The sequence below is a fragment of the Legionella cardiaca genome (assembly GCF_029026145.1).
Taxonomy (GTDB): Bacteria; Pseudomonadota; Gammaproteobacteria; order Legionellales; family Legionellaceae; genus Tatlockia; species Tatlockia cardiaca.
Map to the genome: position 1 here is coordinate 933,911 of NZ_CP119078.1, position 22,102 is coordinate 956,012.

Here is a 22,102-nt window from a genome sequence, read left to right on the forward strand (position 1 = left end):
TTACAGTTCGTTCCCATGTTAACTTTGGGCAAAACAGGCGTAATTATGTTTTTTTATTTGTCTAGTTACACTAAAATAAGGCATAATTGGCAAAAATTAAATTAAGGACAATCCTGTGACTTATATTAAACGTGATAGTGAAGGAAAAATTTGCGCAATTTATGAAACAGGTTCCTCGGAAATGGAAGAAATTGACATGGCGCATCCGGAGGTTCTCGAGTTTCTAGCGCGCTGTGATAACAAAAAAAAACTGGAATTATTGCAATCTGATCTGCAATTAATTCGTGTATTAGAAGATCTCATTGATGTTCTAATAAGTAAAAACGTGATCAGGATTACTGATTTCCCTCAACCTGTAATTAATAAGTTATTGTCGCGCCAGAGTATTCGCAAGCGTTTGTCTGGAGCAATAGGTATGGAGTTTGATAATGAGACGTAGATGGTTGTCGTTATTGTTGTTTTCTTGTTCGAGTATGATGGCGTTGACTTCATACGGTACTACGTTAGATGAGCTGTTGCCGAATGAGAGGAATACTGTTGAAATCTTTCAAAAGTTTTCACCCAAAGTTGTTTATGTGCACCGCTTGGCAACCGTTGTTAATCATTCTTATGAGCGCATGCAAGTAAATGCTGGAGCCGGCTCAGGCATTATTTGGGACGCACAAGGCCATATAGTTACTAATTTTCATGTGATTAATGGTGCAGATAACTTGACGGTGAGCATTGGTAAGTTAACAGTTCCTGCAAAAGTAGTAGGCGCAGAACCTCGTAAAGATATTGCTGTTCTTGCCATTAAATCTCCTAAAGCATTGGAGTTATTAAAATCATTTACTCCATTTGAACTGACGCACACCAATGAGTTACTTGTGGGACAAAAAACAATTGCTATTGGTAATCCTTTTGGATTGGATCACAGTTTAACGGTGGGGGTAATTTCCGCTTTAGGACGTCAGGTTCCTGGTGCAGGTGGTGTTACCATTCGTGATATGATTCAAACAGATACTTCGATTAATCCTGGAAATTCAGGAGGCCCTCTATTAGATAGCAAAGGTCGACTCATTGGTTTAAATACAGCAATCTATTCAAATTCAGGTTCTTCTGCTGGTGTGGGTTTTGCAGTACCTGCAGATGACATTGCTCGTATTGTCCCGCAAATTATTAAAAATGGCCGTGTAATGTTATCAGGGATTGGTATTCAGGTTGTTGAGCCGCATATCGCTAGACGACTTGGAATTGAAAAGGGTTTATTAGTTGCTGATGTTCTCCCTCATACCCCAGCTGCCCAGGCAAAATTACACGGAACAGTACGCGATAGTTGGGGGCGCATTCATATTGGTGATGTTATTACTGCAATTAATGGTCATCCCGTAAAAAATTACGATAATTTTTATAATATTCTTGTAGATATTAAAGTAGGTGAAACGATAAATCTTAGTGTCTTAAGACAAGGTAAAATCCTAAATTATAAATTAAGAACTATCGATATTGCAGCTTATTAGTTGTACTAAATTCTTAAGTGCAATCTGTATCTAGGGATTGCCTGATATCTAATGTCTACGTTCCGCGCATAAGCGCGGAATCTTTTTGTCTGGATGCCGTGTTAATGACGACAGATTATATTAGCTACAGCCATATTCGCTTTGATAAGCCATCAAGCGCTCAACTTTATCTAATTGATTATTCATTTGCAGAAAATCAATTAAATCAAAGAGGGTAATTATAGAGAAAACGCGAATGCCTTGAGCTTCAATTTCTGCAAGAGTTGATTGACTACCGACCCCACGTTCGCAACGATCAAGGGCAATAATAACTCCTGTTAATTGGCCACCGTTCTGACGAATCAGCGTTTGGGCTTCACGAAAGGCTGTGCCCGCTGTAATAACATCATCAACAATGATGGTTTTGCCCTGAAGGGGCGCACCGATAAGTTGGCCTCCTTCACCATGCACTTTGACTTCTTTACGATTAAATGTCACCGTGACATTAACGTCTAGTTCTGCCAATGCAATTGCTGTTGCTGTTGCCAAAGGAAGGCCTTTATAGGCAGGACCAAAAAGATGTTGAAAATCAATCTGGTGATTAATCAGTGTTTTAGCATAAAAATGTCCTAACTGACGTAAAGCATCACCTTGATAAAATAAGCCAGCATTAAAAAAATAGGGACTTTTCCGGCCAGATTTAAGAGTAAATTCGCCAAATTTTAGTACCTGACAATCCAGCGCTAAACGAATAAACGATTCTTTAAATTGGTTCATTAATATATCCTACTTTATAGACAGCAAGGCTTATTCTACAAAAGTTTATTAGCAGTGGATGCAAAAAATAAAGAGATTGCATGTTTTTTTAAAAAAATCGTTAACAATCAATAAAAAACTGCTATTCTAATCGAATGTTGGTTAGTACTGACATGAAAGTATTCATCATGTAGCTCAAAATCCGTTTTACTTGTGGTATTTATTGCATGACTGCTTGTATTTTGGCCTTTTGGTGAATGCGCTGAATTGTTTTAATCTACTATCTGGAAGTAGGTGAGTTTTAGACGAAAGGGGATATGAATGTCGCAGAGAGAAACTGGCCATGTTAAGTGGTTCAATGAGAAAAAAGGATTTGGATTTATCGTCAATCAGCAAGGTGATGACATATTTGTACATTACAAAGATATTCAAGGCGTCGGCTTTAAAACCTTACATGAAAATGACCCAGTAACTTTTTTGCTAGATAAAGGTCCAAAAGGCTATAAGGCTCAAGATGTTGTTGTAGTCGCTAACGAAGAATAGCATCCTCAAAAATAAGAATATTAGATAAAAGTTAGGCAGGGAGTGCCTGACTTTTTTCTATGTTGATTTTAAATGGTGTGACATCAATAATACTTTGCGTCTATAAATTTTATTTACCTAATTCCCGTAAATTTGTAAACTGATAATTTTATCATTTATATTTGCTGTAGTTGCCAGTTACACTGTAGAAGGCTACTTATTCTTGACCAAGTGCTAGAAGAATCGTTATTATCCACCACGGTAGTATGTTTTGTTTAAAATAAAACCACAAAGATAGTAACGTGTACATACTAATGCATTTAATACTGAGAGAGAACTAATAATCAACACTCACAATGTCACTTCAGGAGAGATTGGAATGGAGTCTAATCAAAGAGTTGCGGTGATTACTGGCGCGGCCAGTGGAATTGGACTTGCCTTAACTCATGCTTGTATACAACGTGGTATTCATGTTGTTATGGCAGATAATGCAGTAACTGCTTTATGTGACCAGGTTGAGCAATTAAGTAATCAATCGCAAGTTGAAGTATTGGGTGTAGTCTGTGATGTGACTAAAGCCGACAGTCTTAGGCATTTAGCAAAACAAACTTATGAACATTTTAATCGCATTGATTGGCTATTCAATAATGCGGGAATTAGTGGTCATTTGGCACCCATATGGGAGTTAACCCATGAGCATATCCGTAAAGTGATTGATGTTAACCTGCATGGAGTAATTCATGGTGTACAAGCATTCTTACCTTTTATGTTTAAACAGCAGCACCGTGCTCATATAATTAATATGGCCAGTTTATATGGTTTATGCAGTGGTTCGCAGATGTCTGCTTATGCTATGTCTAAACATGCTATTGTAGCGCTTTCTGAATCCTTGCATTTTGATCTAAAGCGTCTGGAAAAACCAGTTGATGTATCAGTGGTTTGTCCTTCCTTTGCCAATACACAATTACTTAAAAATTCTACTCCCCTGCATACAGATACCTTGCATCATATGGTTGCTGATTTAGTTGCTCGTAGCAGACCTGCAGAAGATGTTGCATCACATATTATTAAGGAAGTTGAAAACAAAACTTTTTATATTTTACCTGACCGGGAAGTAAAAGATTATTGTGAACAGCGTGCTAGAGCCATTATCGAACAAACAGATCCACATCCACATAGTCTTGAAAAAATTATTGCCTCTTTAAGTAAAAGAGCTATGGCAAGCTCATGATGGATTCTTACCCAATAACATGAGAGAAAACATATTCCGTTTTTTATTGATAAGTGTTTGAATTCAAAGGGAGTAAAGAGATGAAAAATGGCATTTTAGCATCATCATTATTGCTTTTTACGGTTACAGGCTGGGCGGTAGATTATAAAGTTTTTTGGCGCTGCAGTGATAACCATCTGGAAGCAATGGATGTCTATGAGAAGAATGATAAAAAAAGCCATATACTTCTTAATTATATTAAAGAAGAAAATAATAAAGAGGTTTTGTCATCACCTATCAGTGTTAAGAGTTTAGTCGACTTACCTTCAAATTTTAATCACGATAATTTTCTGATGCTTGGAAATGACAGCCATGTATTTATGAATTGTGTGGGACAAGTAAATATTAACCCTCATGATATTCACGGCAAAGTAGTTTTTGACGTTCGTAAGAATGCTCATGGTTGTCCTCTGATTCCTAAGGATTGTCAGTAATTATTTAGGTGTCCTGGCATTTAAGTAGTTAAATTGCGGTTTCGGAGTGTTAAATGGGACTTCCCACGAGTTATTTATTAAAAAAGAGGAGATTCTTACCACTTTTTTTAACGCAATTTTTTGGTGCTTTTAATGATAATGCTTTTAAGCTGGCGATGCTTACTTTAATAAGTTACCATCTGAGTACTTCTCTAGACCAGTCCGAAATGTACCAGGCAATAGCTGGTGCTTTATTTACACTTCCCTTTTTTCTTTTCTCAGCGACGGCGGGCCAGCTTGCGGATAAGTTCGATAAAGCCCATATGTCTGTTATTGTGAAAGGATTTGAAGTATGTCTAATGATAATTGGAGGTTTCTCACTCTATTTACAAAGTGTTGCACTAATGATGATTACATTAACAGGTATGGGGATTCACTCCACATTCTTCGGACCAATAAAATACTCAATTCTTCCTGATCATTTACAACGAGATGAGTTACTTGGTGCTACATCACTCATAGAAGCCTCAACATTTTTAGCTATTCTTTTAGGAACCACATTGGGTACATTAAGTATTGGCAGCGCTCAATCACATACTGGTTATGCAATAATTTTAACTAATTTGGTGGCTTGGTTGGGGTTAATATCGAGTTTATTTATTCCTAAGGCTCCAGCAAATGCAACTAAGTTGAATATAGATTGGCATGTATGGCGTGCTACAAGGCAAATGCTAAAAAATGCGATGAGCAATTACAAAGTATTACCTGCTATTTTTACGATATCCTGGTTTTGGTTAATTGGCGCGGTGATGCTAACAAAATTACCGGATTACACACATTATATTTTAAGAGCTTCAGCTTCAGTTTTCGCATTTTTTCTTGCGCTATTTTCTATCGGAATTGCTTTGGGATCCATTGTCATAGGGCGTCTATTGAACGGGAACATCACCTTACGTTTTGTCCCGCTCAGTATGATATTTTTATCCTTATTTGCTGTGGATTTATATCTTGCCTCACCTAATTTCATAATAGCAGAGCCACTACAGTCTTTGGTTGTCTTTTTATCCAAATTTAATAATTTACGCATTACTGTCGATTTTTTTCTATTTTCGTTTAGTGCAGGATTATTTATTGTTCCGTTATATACTTATATACAAGTAGCAAGTGACGAGAGCTTGCGGGCGCGTACAATTGCTACAAATAATATCTTCAATGCTTTATTTATGGTGCTTGGTTCTTGTTTTGTAATGTTTTTACTTTATTTAAATATAAGTATTCCCATGATTTTTCTTTTGTTAGCTATCTTAAATGCATTAGCTGCTATGGGATTATGGTTGGCTCTTTATAAATTAAGGATTTTGTAAGTCAGTATTTTATTTCTCTATTAAGAGGTAATTGTGACTAAGATAGCTATTGTAGTAAACAAAAAAGCGAAGAATGCCGCATTAATTGATAATTATCTTGATGCATTTAATAAAGAGCAAATCGATTACAATTGTTTTCAGATTGAACCGCAAGATTTAGATGCAACGCTTAAGCAATGTGTGCAGGATTGCTCTCTTTTACTCGTGGGGGGAGGAGATGGTACTATTCGGAACGCTGCTCAATATTGTGCAAATCGTCCAATTACTCTTGGGGTTTTACCCCTGGGAACGATGAATCATTTTGCCAAAGAATTAGCCTTGCCATTTACCGTCAATGACTTAATTGCTGCAATCAAAAAGCCCAAAGTCATTAAAATTGATCTTGCTGAAGTCAATGGACTTGTGTTCATTAATAATTCATCTCTCGGTTTCTATCCTAGATTAGCCAAAAAACGAGACCATTATGCTAAATATTTTCCTAAATGGTTAAGTTATATTCCAAGTTTTTTAGAAACGCTTCGTTACCATGACACGTTTCATGTGGTAATACAAAGCCAAAACTTAAACCGTACTATTCGCACGTCGTTTTTTATGGTTTCTAACAATCTCTACTCCTATCAATTTCCGATAACGATTGGACGAGAAACTTTCAATCAAAAAGCACTGGGAATCTATTTTTTAAAATATGGAAAGATGACAATTTTAAAGGTTTTCGAACATTTATTAAAAAGAGCAAGTAACTTTGAAATTATGAAATCTGAAACAACAATTAAAGTTAATGTAAAAAATAGGCGCGAAGTGAATATTTCATTAGATGGGGATGCAATCATGATAGAAACTCCTTTAATTTATCGTTGTCTTCCCGACTCATTACAACTGTTAACCCTAAAATGAAAATAGCGCATATTTCTGATTTGCATTTTGGTATGCATGGTCCTCAAGTATTGGAAGCTTTTCTAAAGGATGTAAATCTTTTGCAACCAGAAATAATAATTATTTCTGGTGATTTAACCCAGCGTGCAAAAAGCTATCAATTTAAATTATTACAATCATTTTTAAATCGATTACCCGGAACTGTTTTGCTGGTTCCGGGGAACCATGATGTGCCATTGTACAACCTGGTTGCTCGCTTATTATGGCCACTCAAATCATATAATCAGTATGTTGGTGAACACTTTAAGTCAAAATTTACAAATAATGATATTTCTATTCTAGGAGTTAGTAGTGTTAATCCTTTTAAAGCAATAGAAGGTAAATTAACGACGTCAACTCTGTATAATATCGAACATTTTTTTTTAGAAGCTAATAAAAGCGTTAACATATTATTTTTTCATCATAACTTTGATCATATCGAAGGGTTGCATAGGCCTTTGCAAAATGAAGATCAATTTTTAAATTACTTACAAACCAGTAATATCGATATCGTATGCACAGGGCATCTGCATTATGCGAATCTGGGTTTGATAAAGAAAAAAAATGACAGGACTTGCTTAGTATTACATGCCGGTTCTTTGTCATGTACAAGAACTAGAGATGGCAGGAACAGTTATTTTTTAATAAACTTGCATTCCGAGAAGTGTTCTGTAGATTGGCGTGTATTTGAGGGAACGCAATTTGAGTTTCATAAAAACTATACAGTTATGTTTGCTGATAAAGAGGTCAAACTGGAATGAACACTAGCCCGGGCTAGTGTTCAAAAGTAGGGTTAATCATTTAGCCAATCCTTGGCGGGTAAAAAGTCTGTATAGAGTTTGGCTTCGGCACTATCTGGTTCAGGTTGCCAGTTATATTTCCAATGAACTTCAGGTGGCAGAGACATGAGGATGGATTCTGTTCTGCCTCCTGATTGCAAACCAAACAATGTTCCTCGATCATAAACCAGATTAAATTCGACATAACGTCCGCGTCTATAAAGTTGAAAATCTTTTTCTTGTTGTCCATAGGGTATTTCTTTACGTCTTTTAACAATAGGCTCGTACGCTTTAATAAAATGATCACCAACGCTTTTCATCAAAGCGAAGCTATTATCAAAACCCCCTTCATTGAAATCATCAAAGAATAGCCCTCCAATTCCTCGGGCCTCCTGACGGTGTTTAAGATAGAAATAACGATCGCACCAGGATTTAAATTTTGGATAAATCTCGGCTCCAAAAGGTTGACAAGCCGCAAATGCTGTCTGATGCCATTGTTTACAATCTTCACGAAAACCATAATAAGGAGTGAGATCAAAACCACCGCCAAACCACCATACAGGACTGTTACCTTCTTTTTCTGCGATGAAGAAACGGACATTTGCATGAGAGGTCGGAACATACGGGTTATCAGGATGAATAACAAGTGACACACCTAAGGCATGAAATCGGCGACCTGCCAATTCTTCGCGATGAGCAGTAGCTGATGCAGGTAGTTCCTCACCAGAAACATGAGAAAAATTTACCCCGGCCTTTGCAAAAACCTTTCCTTCATTCAGAATTCGTGTAATGCCACCGCCTCCTAGAGGTCTAACCCAGCGATCCTCTACAAATTTACCTTCACCATCAAGCTCTTCCAAGGTTTTACAAATATTATTTTGCAACTGTAAAAGATATAGTTTAACTAATTCAATGGCGTTTGAGGGTAATTTCTGGATTGTACTCATATAAGTTACTCCTGGTTCGCTAAAGACAAAAAGCTGTCTTGCGTTTGTCCACAAATTATTTGTGAAGGGCAATACAAAAACAGTTACATCAGTAAAACAAATAAGCGTAAAATATACGCTTAAGGAAAAGAAATATAGACCTGGCGGGTAAAAATATAATGAATATTGGCACGTCATTTGCTTAATTGCAGATGACAGTAAAAAGGGAGTTTGAGAAATGGCCTTGGATTTAGATAAGTATCTTGGGATTCATGCAAAGGCGTTGGTCTTGCGTGATCAACGTTCATCACAGATTGCTATGAATTTAGCAAATGTCAATACGCCTAACTACAAAGCCCAAGACTTGGATTTTAAGGATGCACTAAGCCAAGTAATGACGGGCTCTTCTCAAGAAATGGTAGTTGATAAACCCAATCATATCGTGGGTCAAAGTGATTTTGACAAACAGCTTAAATATCGCACACCTAGTCATGTAACGCTGGATGGCAATACGGTGGACAAAAATCTGGAGGCCACTGAATTTGCTCGAAATGCATTGTCCTATCAAGCCAGTCTAACCTTTCTGGATGGTAAAATTAAATCCATGATCACTGCGCTGAAAGGAGAATAATGATGTCTTCCCTAAACAATGTATTTGATATTGCCGGTTCGGCTCTTGTTGCTGAAACAGCGCGATTAACAACAAGCACCAGTAATATGAGTAACGCTAACGTCGTTACTAGTAACCCCGATGATACCTATAAAGCACAATATCCTGTTTTTAGAACTGTCCAGGATGAAGCGCAGGCTTGGATGGATAATCAGGTTAAAGCTGGCGTGGAAGTCAGTGATATTTATGAAAGTGAAGCAGAAGCGCTTAAGCAATATGATCCGAATAATCCTTTGGCTGATGCGGATGGATTTGTTTATGCACCGAATATTAACTATGTCGCTGAAATAGCAAATATCATTTCGGCATCAAAAGCCTATCAGATGAATTTGGAGGTAATCAATACCTCAAAACAGCTAATCCAGCGAACTTTACAACTTGGACAGTAAGGGGCACTAAATAATGGCAATGAATTCAATTGATGGCGCAACCAACTCATTGACGGGACCAGTCGCAACAGGCCCTCAGAAAAGTCTAGGGCAAGCAGATTTTCTAAAATTAATGATTGCTCAAATACAACACCAGGATCCTTTAGAACCACAAACTAATGGCGATTTTCTTTCTCAAATGGCGCAGTTCAGCACGAATGATGGGATTACTAAAATGCAAGAATCAATTCAAAATCTAGCTTCTTCATTACAATCTAATCAAGCACTTCAAGCGTCTGCATTAGTAGGACGTAAAGTATTAGTAAACAGCAATGTAATGAGCCTGGGACAAGAAGGGGAGACTAAGGCTGCAGTTGATATTCCCGCAGGAGTCGATAACTTAAAAGCAGCAATTTATTCAGAAGCAGGAGAGCTTCTGCGGACTATCCCATTAGGACAACGTTCCGCGGGGCTTTTTGAATTCAGTTGGGATGGGTTTAATCAAAATGGTCAGAGGGTTCCTGCCGGAAAATATACAATCAAAGTAAATGGCGTATATTCAGGAAAAGAAGTGGCCTTAAGGACGATGACCGCTGCTAATGTTGATAGTGTGAGTCTAGGTCAAAATGGTGAAGGCGTAAAACTTAATGTAGCAGGTATTGGTTCAGTAGCCTTGAGCGATGTGAAGCAGATTACAGGATAGCGTAGTTGAGAGCAGGTAATTTACCTGCCTTTACTATAAGCAAAGCTTAGATTTTGCTAAGCTTTGAATATTATTGCAGGAGGCAATTATGGTATTCGGAACAGCACTAAGTGGAATTCAGGCAGCCAGTAAAGATCTGGATGTAATTGGTAATAATATTGCTAATTCAGCTACCATAGGATTTAAAAGCTCGCGGGCTGAATTTGCGGATGTTTATGCAACTGGCTCTTATGGTGGTGGAGGCAATGTAATAGGGAGCGGTGTTCGTTTATCCCGGGTACAACAAAATTTTGGTCAGGGAACATTTAGCTTTACCAATAATAGTCTAGATCTAGCCATAAGTGGTTCAGGATTTTTTGTCCTAAGTGATCAAGGCTCGAAAGTTTATTCAAGAGCCGGGTCATTTGGTTTGGATGTTGATGGTTTCATTGTGAATAGTTCAAACCAAAATTTAACTGGATTGCTGGCTGATGCGAATGGCAATATTTCGAATGTCTCAGGAAATCTACAGATAAATACCGCCAATATAAGTCCTAGCGCTACAACTACTGTCTCCAGCGGCGTCAATTTGTATGCGGCAAGCCCGGCCCCTACAGTCAATTGGACTGGTGGCGCAACCCCGGCACAGGATACTTATAATAATGCAACATCAACAACAATCTATGATAGCTTGGGTAATTCTCATGTCTTGTCGATGTATTTCATTCACGCTGACTCTTCTGCAGCGTTAGGTGACCCGAACGCCTCCTCGCCTCCGGGTACTCAAAATCAATGGTATATCGCTTTTCAACTTGATAACCAAAATTTGCCAGCAAACGTAGGGACTGAGAATACTGATAATTTATTTAGAGTAAATTTTAATAGTGATGGATCGTTCAGTACTGCCCTGGATACTACGAATACAGCTTTAGCAAATAACCTTATACCACTCAACATGGCGCTGACAAATGGTGCGGATCCGTTGAATTTTACTGTTGATTTCTCTAATAGCACCCAATTTGGTAGTCCCTTTGCTGTTCAATCCAACGTGCAAAATGGGTATACCACGGGGCGTCTCGATGGTTTAGATATCGATGAGCAAGGAACTTTATTTGGTCGTTATGCGAATGGGCAATCGAGGGTCATGGGGCAAATACAATTGGCTAATTTTACCAATCCAGATGGATTGCAAGCATTAGGCGACACCAATTGGGCTGAAACCTCGTCATCAGGCCAAGCTTTAATTAGTAATCCTGGCACGGCCAGTCTTGGTTTAATCCAGTCTGGTGCTTTGGAAGAGTCTAATGTTGATTTAACTGGTGAACTGGTTGATTTGATAGGCGCTCAGCGTAATTTCCAGGCAAATGCCCAAACTATTAGGACAGCGGATGCTGTAACACAAACCATTATTAATATTCGCTAATAAATTAGTGTTTGCAGGTGGTTGATGGTTTAAATGACAAGAGGTGAACAATGGAACCTGTGCTTTATAATGCAATGAGTGGCTCACAAACTGACTTTAGAAAACAAAACGTTGCTTCAAACAATTTAGCCAACATTGGTACGACCGGATTTAAGGCCGATATAGCTCAGTTTGAATCCATGTATGTTACAGGTCCAGTGGCAACGGAAGAGGCCTTTGTCGTTGAAACCGAAAATGGTACTAATTTTGCCGATGGTGAATTAATAACAACAGGCCGCGATTTGGATGTCGCTGTGCAGGGAGATGGGTGGTTTGCAGTGCAGGATTCACAAGGAAAAGAGGCTTACACTCGAGCCGGTGATTTTCATATAACTGAAAATGGCATGTTAGTCACCGCTGCGAATAAACCCGTGCTGGGGGATGGTGGTCCTATTTCTATTCCGCCAGCACAACGTATTGAAATTGGTAGCGACGGTACAATATCCATTGTTCCTCTTGATGGTGATCCTGATACGTTGGCGGTTATTGACAGGTTAAAGCTAGTAAAGTTAAATCCTAAGAATCTGGTAAAGAATCTTGATGGATTGATGAGTTTAAAACAAGGAGGCGTAGCACCTAGTGATGCTACTGTGGTTGTGGTAAAAGGAGCACTAGAAGGTAGTAATGTGAATGCCGTCGAGGAAATGGTGGATTTGATTGCATCAGGTCGAGAATTTGATGCGCAAATGAAAACCATTCAAGTTGCCGCAGAAGCTGCAGATGGGTTGGCAGAACTATTGCGTATATGATTTTTGAAGAGCCTAACAATAAGAATAATAATAAGGAACGGCTATGGAACCAGCATTATGGGTTAGTAAAACCGGGCTTGATGCACAAGATAAAAATATTGCGAATATCGCAAACAACCTGGCTAACGTTAATACCACAGGATTTAAAAAGGGAAGAGCGGTCTTTGAAGATTTAATTTATCAAAATTTACGCCAGGCTGGCGCACAATCCACACAAAACACTGAAATACCCACCGGTATCAATATGGGTACTGGTGTTCATATGGTCTCTACTCAAAAAATCTTTAGTCAGGGCAGTATTCAAAACACGCAGAATGCTTTAGATGTAGCTATTCAAGGGCGCGGCTTCATAAAGGTGCTGCTGCCTGATGGTACTGAAGCTTACACCCGCGATGGAACTTTCCAGAGTGACTCTCAAGGTCAAATCGTTACTGCAAATGGTTATGTAATACAACCCCCAATTACCATTCCAGAGCAAACATTAAATATAACAATTGGCCAGGACGGCACTGTGACTGCGTTGGTGGCCGGTAACAATGTTCCTACACAAATCGGTACCTTGGAACTCACCGATTTTATTAACCCTACTGGATTACAACCAATTGGACAAAATCTATTCCTGGAGACTGTTGCAAGTGGCCCTGCGCAAACTGACATCCCAGGCAACGCCGGATTAGGAACCTTATTGCAAGGATCATTAGAAGCTTCTAACGTGAATGTCGTTGAAGAACTCGTCAATATGATTCAAGCTCAACGCAGTTATGAAATTACCGCCAAAGGTATTCAGACAGTTGATAACATGTTGCAATATTTAACACAGACGGTTTAATGGGAATTAGTAATGGCTAGTCTTAGGTTTTGGATAGGGGCAGGAGTAATTTGTTTATTAAGTGGCTGCGAGGCGTTATTTCCTCCCTACCCGGGGACGCATCCTGATTATGCTCCGACCTACCCGACAGGGCCTGATCCAAAACAAACGCGACATATTAATGGCGCTATTTATAATGCGGAGACGGCATTACCACTCTTTGAGACACCTAGAGCAAGACACCCGGGCGACTTGATTACTGTGCTGTTAATTGAAAAAACGGATGCTCAAAAGAAAGCAATTACACGTCAACGAAAGAATGACAAAACACAAATATTTAATGCGACTTTCCTTGGACGCCCAATTGATTTTGGAAGTGGTTACAGCATGGATTTTGACCTGGATGCGAAGCGTAAATTTGAAGGTGAAGGGCAATCAGTGCAAAATAATAAATTGGCGGGAAGCATTTCGGTCACTGTTGCCAAAGTTCTTGCTAATGGCAATATGGTAGTCCAGGGTGAAAAGTGGATACATATCAATCAGGGTAGTGAATTTGTAAGATTATCAGGGATTATCAGGCCGCAAGATATTAGACCTGATAATACAATCACCTCTGAAAGGATTGCTAATGCAAGAATTTCTTATGGTGGTACAGGTCAAATTAATAATACCAATGCGCAGGGTTGGTTTGCTCGCTTTATTTGGGGACCTCTCTTTCCTGTGTAATGTTTATAGAATGTTATGTTTTTAGCTTGTCGCCATGGTGAAGGTTTGTTGATGAAGTCATCATTTTGCCAAGGATGACAAGCAAGAAATATGAATGATTGTTCTTAAGCGTAGAATCTGCGATTTAAGATAACAGGACGAATCGATGCGCAAAGCTTATGTTGTTTTTTTATTAGTTTTTCTCAATATGCTAGGCTCTTTTGTCTATGCTGAGCGCATTAAAGACATTGCGACTTTAGCCGGTGTGCGAACAAACCAGCTAGTCGGTTATGGATTAGTTGTAGGGCTTGATGGAACCGGCGATAGAACTGGCACACGTTTCACGGAGCAAAGTTTTACTAATATGCTAGTTCAATTAGGTATCAATATTCCTCCAGGAACAAAACTTAATTCAAAAAATATTGCCGCTGTGATGGTGACTGCAAGTTTAAGTACTTTCATGAAAAAAGGGCAAACCATGGATGTCAATGTATCTTCAATTGGCGATTCAAAAAGTCTCCGTGGCGGTACCCTTCTAATGACACCATTAAAAGGAGCGGATGGTCGTGTTTATGCCATGGCGCAGGGCAATATTACCGTAGTTGCCTTAGCGGTCAGTGGAGAGGATGGTTCAAGTGTTACAGTTAACGTGCCAAGTGGTGGGCGAATTGCAAACGGTGCGACAGTCGAAGTGGACATTCCCAACCCATTCTATTTTTCAAGAACCTTAACTTATAATTTGCATAGTCCAGATTTTACTACTGCCAAACGCATGAGCGATGCTATCAATGAATTAATGGGCCCAGGGACAGCTCACCCCATTGATGCTGCTTCAGTGGAAGTAACCGCTCCTAGAACAGCAGCTAATCGCGTTAACTATGTTTCTGTATTGGAAAATATTGAGTTTACGCCGGCTGAAGCAGAAGCAAGGATCATCATTAATCCACGAACAGGTACGGTTGTAATTGGCCAAAACGTACTTGTGAAACCTTCCGCGGTGTCTCATGGAAATCTGGTTGTTACTATCAGTGAGAATCCCATCGTCAGCCAGCCAAATCCTTTTGCTGCAGGTCGAACTGTAGTTGTACCTGATACGCAAATTAATGTGGAACAAAAAAATAGTCATACCTTTTTATTCGCTCCGGGTGCTTCTTTAAAAGATATTGTTAAAGCAATTAATGCCGTGGGTGCCACACCAGCTGATTTAGTTGCTATTCTTGAAGCTTTAAAGCAGGTCGGCGCATTAAATGCAACAATAATCATTATTTAACCAGGATGGTTGATATGGCAATTGATGGGATCGCTGTAGGTGATTTTAAGAGTTTACAAAATTTAAAACAGCAAGCGCAGGCTGATGGGCAAAAGGCTTTGCCTGAAGTTTCAAAGCAATTTGAAGCAATTTTTCTACAATCCATGTTAAAAAGTATGCGCATGGGAGGACAATATTTCCTTGATGAATCAAGCCCATTCAAGAGTAATACTGCCTCTACTTTTCAAGATATGTTGGATGCACAATACGCCAATAATATTGCCCACTCTCAAGGTGTTGGATTGGCCGCTGTGCTTGCAAAACAACTTGGACAAAATCCTCAAATTAATTCCACGAGTAACGGCTCTTCTTTGAACTCGGTCAATCAATCATCATTGTTAACACGTATGGCACCGCAACATGCTTTAACTACAAGTGGAAATAGTTCAGTGGGAACTGCTACTACTATCGATGATTTCGTGAAATCAATTTGGCCTTATGCGCGACAGGCGGCTAATTTGTTAGGACTTGATCCTAAAATATTAATGGCTCAAGCCGCTCTTGAAACAGGGTGGGGACAGTATGTTACAAAAGGCGTTGATGGTAGCAGTAGTAACAATTTATTTAATATTAAAGCCACTTCAGACACAGAAGATATGGTTAAAACTAAAACTACCGAATACATTGCCGATACACCTATTAAAATCAATGCATCTTTTCGTAAATATCCGTCGATAGAGCATAGTTTTAATGATTACGTTGCATTAATTCAGGGAAATAGTCGCTATGAAGCTGCTCTGGCAAATACCAAAGACCCAGAACGCTATGTTGATGAGTTACATCGCGCAGGCTACGCTACTGATCCGAATTATGCTTCTAAAATTCTGGCAATTTATCATGGTGATGAATTACAGCAAGCACTGGAAAGGAATGGTTTTTCATTAGAATAACTCAGTATTAGATAATAGGAATAAGAACTGAATACAATTCTTAATTTGATAGGGAATATTGATAAGGGAGTAAGAGTATGTCAGGGATTTTAAGTATTGCTGCATCTAGTCTTAGTGCATTCCAACGAGCCCTTGAGGTTGTTGGCAATAACATAGCCAATGCGAATAATAGTGGCTATTCACGACAAACAACACAATTTACTCCAATGCCCTCACAACGTTACGCTGGTTCTTATATTGGTACGGGCGTTGGAGTATCTAATATCAAACGTAATAATGATTTTTTTGCAACCCGACAGGTTCGTGAAACACTGACAAGCAAAACAGAATACGATACCTTTTATCAACAGGCTTTACAGATAGATAAACTGTTATCTCAAGATGGAACAAGCGTTTCTGCAAGTTTACAAAACTTTTTTAATGCGCTGGCCCAATTAAACGAAGCGCCTGATAGTCTTGCCTCCCGCGGAGTAGCTATAAAGCAAAGTGAATTATTAGTTGACCAGTTTAATACCATGCAGCTTCGCCTGGATGAGTATCAACGAAATAATACGACGCAAATCAATGAAGCGATTGCTCAGATTAATCAAATAACAGCAAGTATTGCTCAAGTGAATGAACAACTAAGCGGCATACGCAATGCACCTGAGTTACTCGACAAGCGAGATGAATTACTTCGGGAATTATCTCAATACACCACTGTTACCGTAATTGACCAAGGTGACTCAGGAATAAGTGTTGCTATTGGAAGTGGTGAAATGCTTGTTATGGGCACAGAGCATCGTGATCTGGCAATTGCACCCAATACGTCAGGACAAGTGGGCACAAGAATTACCATTGATAACGGTGCTGGCCAGACCGAAGTAACAAAGAACTTGCATTCCGGTATGTTAGGCGGCTTATTAAGTTTTGAAGAGGACGTCATAGGACAGGCGAGCCAACTATTGGGACAAATGGCAATAGGTCTTGCAACAACGTTTAACGCACAACATCGCTTGGGCATTGATATGAATAGCCAAATTGGTAAAGATTTTTTTACTGATTTTAATGACATGTCCTTACAGCTAACTCGTGCAGTTGCAGCAACCAACAATACTGGTTCAGGTGTTTTATCAGTTGCTATATCAGATATTGCACAAACGAAGCTGAGTGATTATGAATTATTAGTTACTGATTCCTTAACGAATGAAATTAGATTAATTCGAAAATCAGATGGTCAATCAACCACCTTAAACTGGACAAATAGTCCACCGACTCCTCCAGCTGGACAAATTGTCATTGATGGTATGACCATCACGGTCGATAATGTGTCTAATTTGAGTAATGATGATCGTTTTACTATTAGTCCAACTCGAGGAGCGGCAAGAGATTTAAAATTAAAAGTAGTCGATGCTCGAGAAATCGCTTTTGCATCGCCAGTACGCACTCAGGCTTCATTAGCAAATACAGGTAATGGTCGTATTGCCTTGGGTGATGTATTTAACACAACAGATGTTAATAAAGAATTCCGCATTGAGTTTATTTCCGATACGCAATATAACCTGATTAATGTGACAGACAGTATAACAACAGGGCCTATTACATTTACTCCTAACGCGGATAATACTGTTTTGATTCCCGACGCCTTAGCACCCTCTTATTCCATCGTACTTTCAGGAATTCCTAAAACAGGCGATAGCTTCACGGCATCATTTAATAGTGGGGGGATTGGCGACAATCGCAACGGTTTAAGACTAAATGCACTACAACAAAATAAGATATTTGAAGGTGGCAGTGAAAGTATATTTGACAGGTATTCTAACTTAATTGCTCAGGTTGGCGGAAAAACTTATCAAGCTAAACTTCGCAGCGACGCTGCCGATATATTACATCAACAAGCCGTAGAGTTTCGCGATAGTAAAGCCGGTGTTAATTTAGATGAAGAGGCAACAAATTTGCTACGTTTTGAACAGGCCTATCAAGCAGCCAGTAAAGTAATGGCAGTTTCTGGACAGATGATGGATATATTATTCGCCGCGATGAGGTGATTATGCGAATTTCAACCAATCAAATTTTTACGCGCGGGCTGAATAATATGTTGGCCCAACAAGTTGAAACATTAAAACTTCAACAACAATTATCGTCACAGAAAAAAGTGCAATCGCCGTCAGACGATCCAATTGCTGCGGCAAAAATTGACCTTATGAAGCAACGTATCCACAGTACTGAACGTTTGCAACAGAATCGCGATGCAGCTTTAGGCGCTTTAAATTTTGAGGAGAGTACATTAAGCAACATTATTAATGTACTGCAGAGAGTTCGCGAAATACAGGTTCAGGCAGGAAATAGCTCTCTTTCTGAAGCTGACCGTAAAGCCTTAGGCGAGGAAGCACAAAGTCTATTAGGTCAGTTACAAGGACTTGCAAACACTCAAGATAGCAATGGCTATTACTTATTTAGCGGCGGCAAAACTGCTACTCAGGCAATTACCAGGGATGTGAGTGGACAATTCATTTACAATGGAGATGAAACACAACGATTCCAGGCAATTAGTAGTGGATTGAATGTCGCCATAAATGATAATGGTTCTGATTTGTTTATGCGTATTATAAATGGTAATGGCTATTTTACCGTCGGGCAAACTGCTACTCCCAATGTGGGTAGTGGCTCAGTTAATTCAGGTACTGTGGTTGATGTGACCTCATACGTTCCCGATGATTACACGCTGCAATTTGCCTTAAATTCATCAAATGAACTGGTTGTCATGGTGAATGGTTTAAGTACTGGGAATGTTATTCCACCTACAGGACTTCCAGATGATGCTCCCGTATACCAAGAGGGCGCTACAGTGACTTTTAATGGTATTCAGGTAACCATTAATGGTAATCCTGCTGCAGGGGATGCATTTGCTATTAAACCAGCAGAAAATGAGTCTGTTTTTTCAACAGTGGATCGCATGGTTAAAAATTTAAATCGGCCTTTTTTAACCGTGACTGACAAAGCTGTCGTATCGACTGAAAATAATCAATTGCTCGATCAATTGGATGCCGCTCTTGATAATGTCTTGGCATATCAAGCCCAGCTTGGTGCACGCTTAAATCAATTGGATGTAGCAGAGCAAGTGAATGGCGATCTGGTGCAAACCAGTGAGGAAACCTTATCTTCATTAGTTGATGTTAACCTTGCTGAGGTCGCTGTAAAACTGGATTTGCAAAGAATTTATCTACAAGCAGCCCAACAAAGTTTCTCAAGGATTCAAGGATTAACTGTATTTAACTACATTTAAGTTTTCAACTCATTTCACGTAAGTTGGGCTTCGGCCCAACTATCATAGAGTAAATTCCAGATTTTGTAGCCATATCGACATGAAACAGACGCATATGCTTAAAACTATTAAAATTGGGCTATGCTTAAAAAATATTTCTTTGTTTTAGGATAAATCATGAAAAAGTCCTCTCAAAAATCTGTAAAAGATAAAACTAAAGAAACTATAAAAAATGAGAATTTAAAGAATATTTCCGGAGGCAGGGTTCATATCCCTGAGCTTCCAGATCCATCTGAGATTCGTCGTATACTTGATGAACGACGTAAACGTTAATAAGTTTAACGATCTTGAATAAGCAACAGAAAAATTCTCATCACAATGCGGTTGGTTTTAATTGCAGTTTTATGTGCTTAGTTCAAGTTCAAGCTTGTCGTCGCGTGTGAATCAGTTACAAATCGGTATTTAACTATGCATTTTAATCTGAAATTTGTGTCATTCCGGTTACGCAAGAGTGACACAACAATATACCATTAAAAAAATCGATAAATTGTTCAAAAGATGGCGATACCCAGACAACTCATGAATGTATCCGGATAGACTATAGCGGTACCAAATTGATCTTTATTTACTAATTGCGTATGATCCTAGATTAAACATGTCACTTCAGATTGAGGCTTTTAAATCCGATGATAATTACAGCTTAAGTAAACCCTGACTAGACAAGGGTAATGAACTATCCCTTCTCAATACTTAAGAGTGTAATTTCATGCATAAGCCCATCCAATTTAAAAACTTTGGTCTTTCCTTTCCACAAAAACAATGTTTCTTAGATTTTAGCGCAGAAGTTCTGTATGGTAGTCGGATTGCGATCATCGGTCGTAATGGCACAGGTAAATCAACGTTGCTTAAAGCCTTCAACGGCACATGTGTTTACCATGAAGGAAGTATCCACTTACCAGATAATATTAAGCTTGGCTATTTACCGCAGATAATTGATACTCATGAACCATGGAGTGGTGGAGAGCGTTTAAATCGCACACTCACTGCAGCACTTTGTCATTCACCAAATCTTTTATTGCTTGATGAGCCTACCAATCACCTGGATAAACGCAATCGTATAAGTTTGATGCGGATGTTACAGTTTTATCTTGGTACGCTGATTATTGTTTCTCATGATACCGAACTCTTGCGAAACTCTGTGGATACTTTGTGGCATATTGATAATGGAAAAATCCATATATTTTCAGGTAATTACGATGATTATATACGTGAGAAGGAGCTAAGGCGCCTATCCATTGAGAATGAACTGACGCGCTTAAACAGGCAAAAAAAGGGTATGCACGACAAACTTAGGCAAGAACAACAACGTACTGCTAAAAGCTGTGCTAAAGGGGAGAAGAAAGTAGCGAATCGTAAATGGCTTAAAACGGTTGGCGATTTAAAAGGCATGAAAGCTGAAAAGTCTCAGGGTAAGAAATTAAAAGTCATCGATAGTACCAAAGCGAATCTGACAAATAGATTAGCTGAGCTTTCTCTACCAGAGAGCATTGTACCTAAGTTTTATATTAATAGTCATAAAATTACAAATCGACCGCTTGTTCAAATCGCTAGTGGAGCATTAGAATATTTTCCGGGTAAACCGTTATTGTCAAATATTGGTTTGACTATTTCCGGGCGTGATCGCATTGCTCTTATAGGCGATAATGGCTCAGGCAAATCGACCTTTGTAAAAGCTATTTTCGATGACGGCAACTTGAAAAAAACCGGTACGTGGATATTGCCAAATCGCACAACGGTAGGCTATTTAGACCAACACTATCAAAATCTTCATAGCGATAAAACTGTGTTGGAAATGGTAGCGCTGTTCATGCCCAAAGCCACAAATAATGACTTAAGAGCACATCTCAATGATTTTTTATTCCGTAAAACGGAAGAGGTTGAAACAACCATTGCAGATTTATCAGGTGGAGAGAAAGCAAGACTATCTTTATGCTGCATCGCTGCCAAAACGCCTGCTTTATTGATTTTAGATGAAATTACAAACAATTTAGACTTGGAAACACGTGCACATGTGATTCAAGTCTTAAAAAATTATCCCGGAGCGATGATTGTCATCTCACATGATGACGATTTTTTGCAGTCAATCGAAATTGAAAAGGTTTACCTAATTCGTCAAGGAACAATCGCGTGGGTGGCGTCATTGGAGAAATCTTATTAACCTACGACTGTATATTAGCCTGGAGCAAGCAAGTTTGTTGGGTCATTTTGACCCAACAAACTAATTTTACCAGTCTTAAAAATAATACTTAAAATTGGGAATAAATAGACATAATTCCTGATTTCATTGGCGTCCCGGAGAGGATTTGAACCTCCGACCTGCCCCTTAGGAGGGGGCTGCGCTATCCAGCTGTGCCACCGGGACTTTCGTAAGCAAGTCTAGCGTTATCATGGAGAAATAACAATGATCTTTTGGAGAGCCTTGAGGATGTCTAGGTAATATCCTGGGACAAAATTTAGCAAATGATGGCTGATGGCCTCTTGAATAAACCCAAAATCTGATTGCAGACCTCCAAACGAGCAAGAGGACATAATGGATTGTCTAGGCACTATTTCATCAAGTTCAAGGCAGGGCTTTCCTGATAATTTCAACACTGTACGTTGCAACACCACATAAGCGGTTTTTTCACAAATTGCAGATTCATTTTAAAAACTAATAAGCATTGGTTCATAATTTATCAAGGATATAAGCCAGAATAAATCAGTGTTTTCATGTCGGTAAGGTAGGCGAAAATATT

At 39.0% G+C, this 22,102-nt stretch carries 23 protein-coding genes and 1 tRNA gene; 21 read left to right on the plus strand and 3 right to left on the minus strand.

Translation table 11 applies throughout. From position 1 onward, the window contains the following. Positions 1 to 115: 115 nt before the first annotated feature. Entirely contained in the window at positions 116 to 439 is a 324-nt protein-coding gene (locus PXX05_RS04050) for a hypothetical protein (protein WP_275089780.1), read from the plus strand. Next, positions 429 to 1,499 carry a S1C family serine protease gene (locus PXX05_RS04055; RefSeq protein WP_420844629.1) on the plus strand — a complete coding sequence of 357 codons (1,071 nt, stop codon included), beginning with the start codon at positions 429 to 431 and terminating at the stop codon, positions 1,497 to 1,499. Before PXX05_RS04050 ends, PXX05_RS04055 begins: the two co-directional genes overlap by 11 nt. 120 nt (positions 1,500 to 1,619) lie before the next feature. Here PXX05_RS04055 and pyrE read toward each other — a convergent pair whose 3' ends face one another. Then, on the minus strand, positions 1,620 to 2,255 hold the full coding sequence (gene pyrE / locus PXX05_RS04060) for an orotate phosphoribosyltransferase (RefSeq protein WP_275089781.1): 636 nt from the start codon (positions 2,253 to 2,255) through the stop codon (positions 1,620 to 1,622). A gap of 300 nt (positions 2,256 to 2,555) precedes the next feature. On the opposite strand from pyrE, the gene PXX05_RS04065 reads away from it, so the two are divergent. The 6 genes from PXX05_RS04065 to PXX05_RS04090 all read left to right on the plus strand — a co-directional run bounded on the left by PXX05_RS04065 (position 2,556) and on the right by PXX05_RS04090 (position 7,476). Further along, on the plus strand, positions 2,556 to 2,777 hold the full coding sequence (locus PXX05_RS04065; RefSeq protein ID WP_275089782.1) for a cold shock domain-containing protein: 222 nt from the start codon (positions 2,556 to 2,558) through the stop codon (positions 2,775 to 2,777). A 358-nt stretch (positions 2,778 to 3,135) separates the two neighbouring features. Beyond that, positions 3,136 to 3,987 (plus strand): SDR family NAD(P)-dependent oxidoreductase, encoded by an 852-nt coding sequence (locus PXX05_RS04070; protein WP_275089784.1) that lies wholly within the window; start codon positions 3,136 to 3,138, stop codon positions 3,985 to 3,987. Positions 3,988 to 4,067: 80 nt separating this feature from the next. After that, positions 4,068 to 4,460, plus strand: coding sequence for a hypothetical protein (locus PXX05_RS04075; RefSeq protein ID WP_275089785.1), 393 nt, complete (start codon positions 4,068 to 4,070; stop codon positions 4,458 to 4,460). Between the two features lie 53 nt (positions 4,461 to 4,513). Beyond that, on the plus strand, positions 4,514 to 5,803 hold the full coding sequence (locus PXX05_RS04080) for an MFS transporter (protein ID WP_275089786.1): 1,290 nt from the start codon (positions 4,514 to 4,516) through the stop codon (positions 5,801 to 5,803). A gap of 33 nt (positions 5,804 to 5,836) precedes the next feature. Then, positions 5,837 to 6,697 carry a diacylglycerol/lipid kinase family protein gene (locus tag PXX05_RS04085; RefSeq protein ID WP_275089787.1) on the plus strand — a complete coding sequence of 287 codons (861 nt, stop codon included), beginning with the start codon at positions 5,837 to 5,839 and terminating at the stop codon, positions 6,695 to 6,697. Continuing rightward, positions 6,694 to 7,476 (plus strand): metallophosphoesterase family protein, encoded by a 783-nt coding sequence (locus PXX05_RS04090; protein WP_275089788.1) that lies wholly within the window; start codon positions 6,694 to 6,696, stop codon positions 7,474 to 7,476. The genes PXX05_RS04085 and PXX05_RS04090 overlap by 4 nt, the downstream gene beginning before the upstream one ends. Before the next feature lie 32 nt (positions 7,477 to 7,508). On the opposite strand, the gene hemF is transcribed toward PXX05_RS04090, so the two are convergent. After that, on the minus strand, positions 7,509 to 8,441 hold the full coding sequence (hemF, locus tag PXX05_RS04095; RefSeq protein WP_275089789.1) for an oxygen-dependent coproporphyrinogen oxidase: 933 nt from the start codon (positions 8,439 to 8,441) through the stop codon (positions 7,509 to 7,511). 217 nt (positions 8,442 to 8,658) lie between these two features. On the opposite strand from hemF, the gene flgB reads away from it, so the two are divergent. From flgB to PXX05_RS04160, 13 genes are all read left to right on the plus strand, one after another. After that, on the plus strand, positions 8,659 to 9,051 hold the full coding sequence (flgB, locus tag PXX05_RS04100) for a flagellar basal body rod protein FlgB (protein WP_275089790.1): 393 nt from the start codon (positions 8,659 to 8,661) through the stop codon (positions 9,049 to 9,051). Beyond that, positions 9,051 to 9,479, plus strand: a complete 429-nt coding sequence (gene flgC / locus PXX05_RS04105) for a flagellar basal body rod protein FlgC (protein WP_275089791.1) — start codon at positions 9,051 to 9,053, stop codon at positions 9,477 to 9,479. The genes flgB and flgC overlap by 1 nt, the downstream gene beginning before the upstream one ends. A gap of 13 nt (positions 9,480 to 9,492) precedes the next feature. After that, entirely contained in the window at positions 9,493 to 10,161 is a 669-nt protein-coding gene (locus PXX05_RS04110; RefSeq protein WP_275089792.1) for a flagellar hook assembly protein FlgD, read from the plus strand. Positions 10,162 to 10,249: 88 nt separating this feature from the next. After that, positions 10,250 to 11,563: a flagellar hook protein FlgE gene (gene flgE, locus PXX05_RS04115; RefSeq protein ID WP_275089793.1), complete on the plus strand. Its 1,314-nt coding sequence runs from the start codon at positions 10,250 to 10,252 to the stop codon at positions 11,561 to 11,563. A gap of 50 nt (positions 11,564 to 11,613) precedes the next feature. After that, entirely contained in the window at positions 11,614 to 12,351 is a 738-nt protein-coding gene (gene flgF / locus PXX05_RS04120) for a flagellar basal-body rod protein FlgF (RefSeq protein ID WP_275089794.1), read from the plus strand. A 43-nt stretch (positions 12,352 to 12,394) separates the two neighbouring features. Continuing rightward, positions 12,395 to 13,180, plus strand: a complete 786-nt coding sequence (flgG, locus tag PXX05_RS04125; protein ID WP_275089795.1) for a flagellar basal-body rod protein FlgG — start codon at positions 12,395 to 12,397, stop codon at positions 13,178 to 13,180. 12 nt (positions 13,181 to 13,192) lie between these two features. Further along, positions 13,193 to 13,885, plus strand: coding sequence for a flagellar basal body L-ring protein FlgH (locus PXX05_RS04130; protein WP_275089796.1), 693 nt, complete (start codon positions 13,193 to 13,195; stop codon positions 13,883 to 13,885). Between the two features lie 145 nt (positions 13,886 to 14,030). Continuing rightward, entirely contained in the window at positions 14,031 to 15,134 is a 1,104-nt protein-coding gene (locus tag PXX05_RS04135; protein ID WP_275089797.1) for a flagellar basal body P-ring protein FlgI, read from the plus strand. 14 nt (positions 15,135 to 15,148) lie between these two features. Then, complete coding sequence (gene flgJ / locus PXX05_RS04140; protein ID WP_275089798.1) at positions 15,149 to 16,063, plus strand: flagellar assembly peptidoglycan hydrolase FlgJ; 915 nt, start codon at positions 15,149 to 15,151, stop codon at positions 16,061 to 16,063. Positions 16,064 to 16,140: 77 nt separating this feature from the next. Beyond that, positions 16,141 to 18,090, plus strand: a complete 1,950-nt coding sequence (flgK, locus tag PXX05_RS04145; RefSeq protein ID WP_275089799.1) for a flagellar hook-associated protein FlgK — start codon at positions 16,141 to 16,143, stop codon at positions 18,088 to 18,090. Between the two features lie 2 nt (positions 18,091 to 18,092). After that, complete coding sequence (gene flgL / locus PXX05_RS04150; RefSeq protein WP_275089800.1) at positions 18,093 to 19,328, plus strand: flagellar hook-associated protein FlgL; 1,236 nt, start codon at positions 18,093 to 18,095, stop codon at positions 19,326 to 19,328. Between the two features lie 156 nt (positions 19,329 to 19,484). Next, positions 19,485 to 19,640: a hypothetical protein gene (locus tag PXX05_RS04155; RefSeq protein WP_275089801.1), complete on the plus strand. Its 156-nt coding sequence runs from the start codon at positions 19,485 to 19,487 to the stop codon at positions 19,638 to 19,640. 433 nt (positions 19,641 to 20,073) lie between these two features. After that, positions 20,074 to 21,525: an ABC-F family ATP-binding cassette domain-containing protein gene (locus tag PXX05_RS04160; protein ID WP_275089802.1), complete on the plus strand. Its 1,452-nt coding sequence runs from the start codon at positions 20,074 to 20,076 to the stop codon at positions 21,523 to 21,525. Between the two features lie 127 nt (positions 21,526 to 21,652). On the opposite strand, the gene PXX05_RS04165 is transcribed toward PXX05_RS04160, so the two are convergent. Continuing rightward, positions 21,653 to 21,729 (minus strand) — tRNA-Arg (locus PXX05_RS04165). Positions 21,730 to 22,102: the final 373 nt, after the last annotated feature.

Coding starts and splice junctions, on each gene's coding strand:
- PXX05_RS04055 (WP_420844629.1), top strand. CDS start 429: ATGAGACGTAGATGGTTGTCGTTATTGTTGTTTTCTTGTTCGAGTATG.
- pyrE (WP_275089781.1), bottom strand. CDS start 2,255: ATGAACCAATTTAAAGAATCGTTTATTCGTTTAGCGCTGGATTGTCAG.
- PXX05_RS04065 (WP_275089782.1), top strand. CDS start 2,556: ATGTCGCAGAGAGAAACTGGCCATGTTAAGTGGTTCAATGAGAAAAAA.
- PXX05_RS04070 (WP_275089784.1), top strand. CDS start 3,136: ATGGAGTCTAATCAAAGAGTTGCGGTGATTACTGGCGCGGCCAGTGGA.
- PXX05_RS04075 (WP_275089785.1), top strand. CDS start 4,068: ATGAAAAATGGCATTTTAGCATCATCATTATTGCTTTTTACGGTTACA.
- PXX05_RS04080 (WP_275089786.1), top strand. CDS start 4,514: ATGGGACTTCCCACGAGTTATTTATTAAAAAAGAGGAGATTCTTACCA.
- PXX05_RS04090 (WP_275089788.1), top strand. CDS start 6,694: ATGAAAATAGCGCATATTTCTGATTTGCATTTTGGTATGCATGGTCCT.
- hemF (WP_275089789.1), bottom strand. CDS start 8,441: ATGAGTACAATCCAGAAATTACCCTCAAACGCCATTGAATTAGTTAAA.
- flgB (WP_275089790.1), top strand. CDS start 8,659: ATGGCCTTGGATTTAGATAAGTATCTTGGGATTCATGCAAAGGCGTTG.
- flgC (WP_275089791.1), top strand. CDS start 9,051: ATGATGTCTTCCCTAAACAATGTATTTGATATTGCCGGTTCGGCTCTT.
- PXX05_RS04110 (WP_275089792.1), top strand. CDS start 9,493: ATGGCAATGAATTCAATTGATGGCGCAACCAACTCATTGACGGGACCA.
- flgE (WP_275089793.1), top strand. CDS start 10,250: ATGGTATTCGGAACAGCACTAAGTGGAATTCAGGCAGCCAGTAAAGAT.
- flgF (WP_275089794.1), top strand. CDS start 11,614: ATGGAACCTGTGCTTTATAATGCAATGAGTGGCTCACAAACTGACTTT.
- flgG (WP_275089795.1), top strand. CDS start 12,395: ATGGAACCAGCATTATGGGTTAGTAAAACCGGGCTTGATGCACAAGAT.
- PXX05_RS04130 (WP_275089796.1), top strand. CDS start 13,193: ATGGCTAGTCTTAGGTTTTGGATAGGGGCAGGAGTAATTTGTTTATTA.
- PXX05_RS04135 (WP_275089797.1), top strand. CDS start 14,031: ATGCGCAAAGCTTATGTTGTTTTTTTATTAGTTTTTCTCAATATGCTA.
- flgJ (WP_275089798.1), top strand. CDS start 15,149: ATGGCAATTGATGGGATCGCTGTAGGTGATTTTAAGAGTTTACAAAAT.
- flgK (WP_275089799.1), top strand. CDS start 16,141: ATGTCAGGGATTTTAAGTATTGCTGCATCTAGTCTTAGTGCATTCCAA.
- flgL (WP_275089800.1), top strand. CDS start 18,093: ATGCGAATTTCAACCAATCAAATTTTTACGCGCGGGCTGAATAATATG.
- PXX05_RS04155 (WP_275089801.1), top strand. CDS start 19,485: ATGAAAAAGTCCTCTCAAAAATCTGTAAAAGATAAAACTAAAGAAACT.
- PXX05_RS04160 (WP_275089802.1), top strand. CDS start 20,074: ATGCATAAGCCCATCCAATTTAAAAACTTTGGTCTTTCCTTTCCACAA.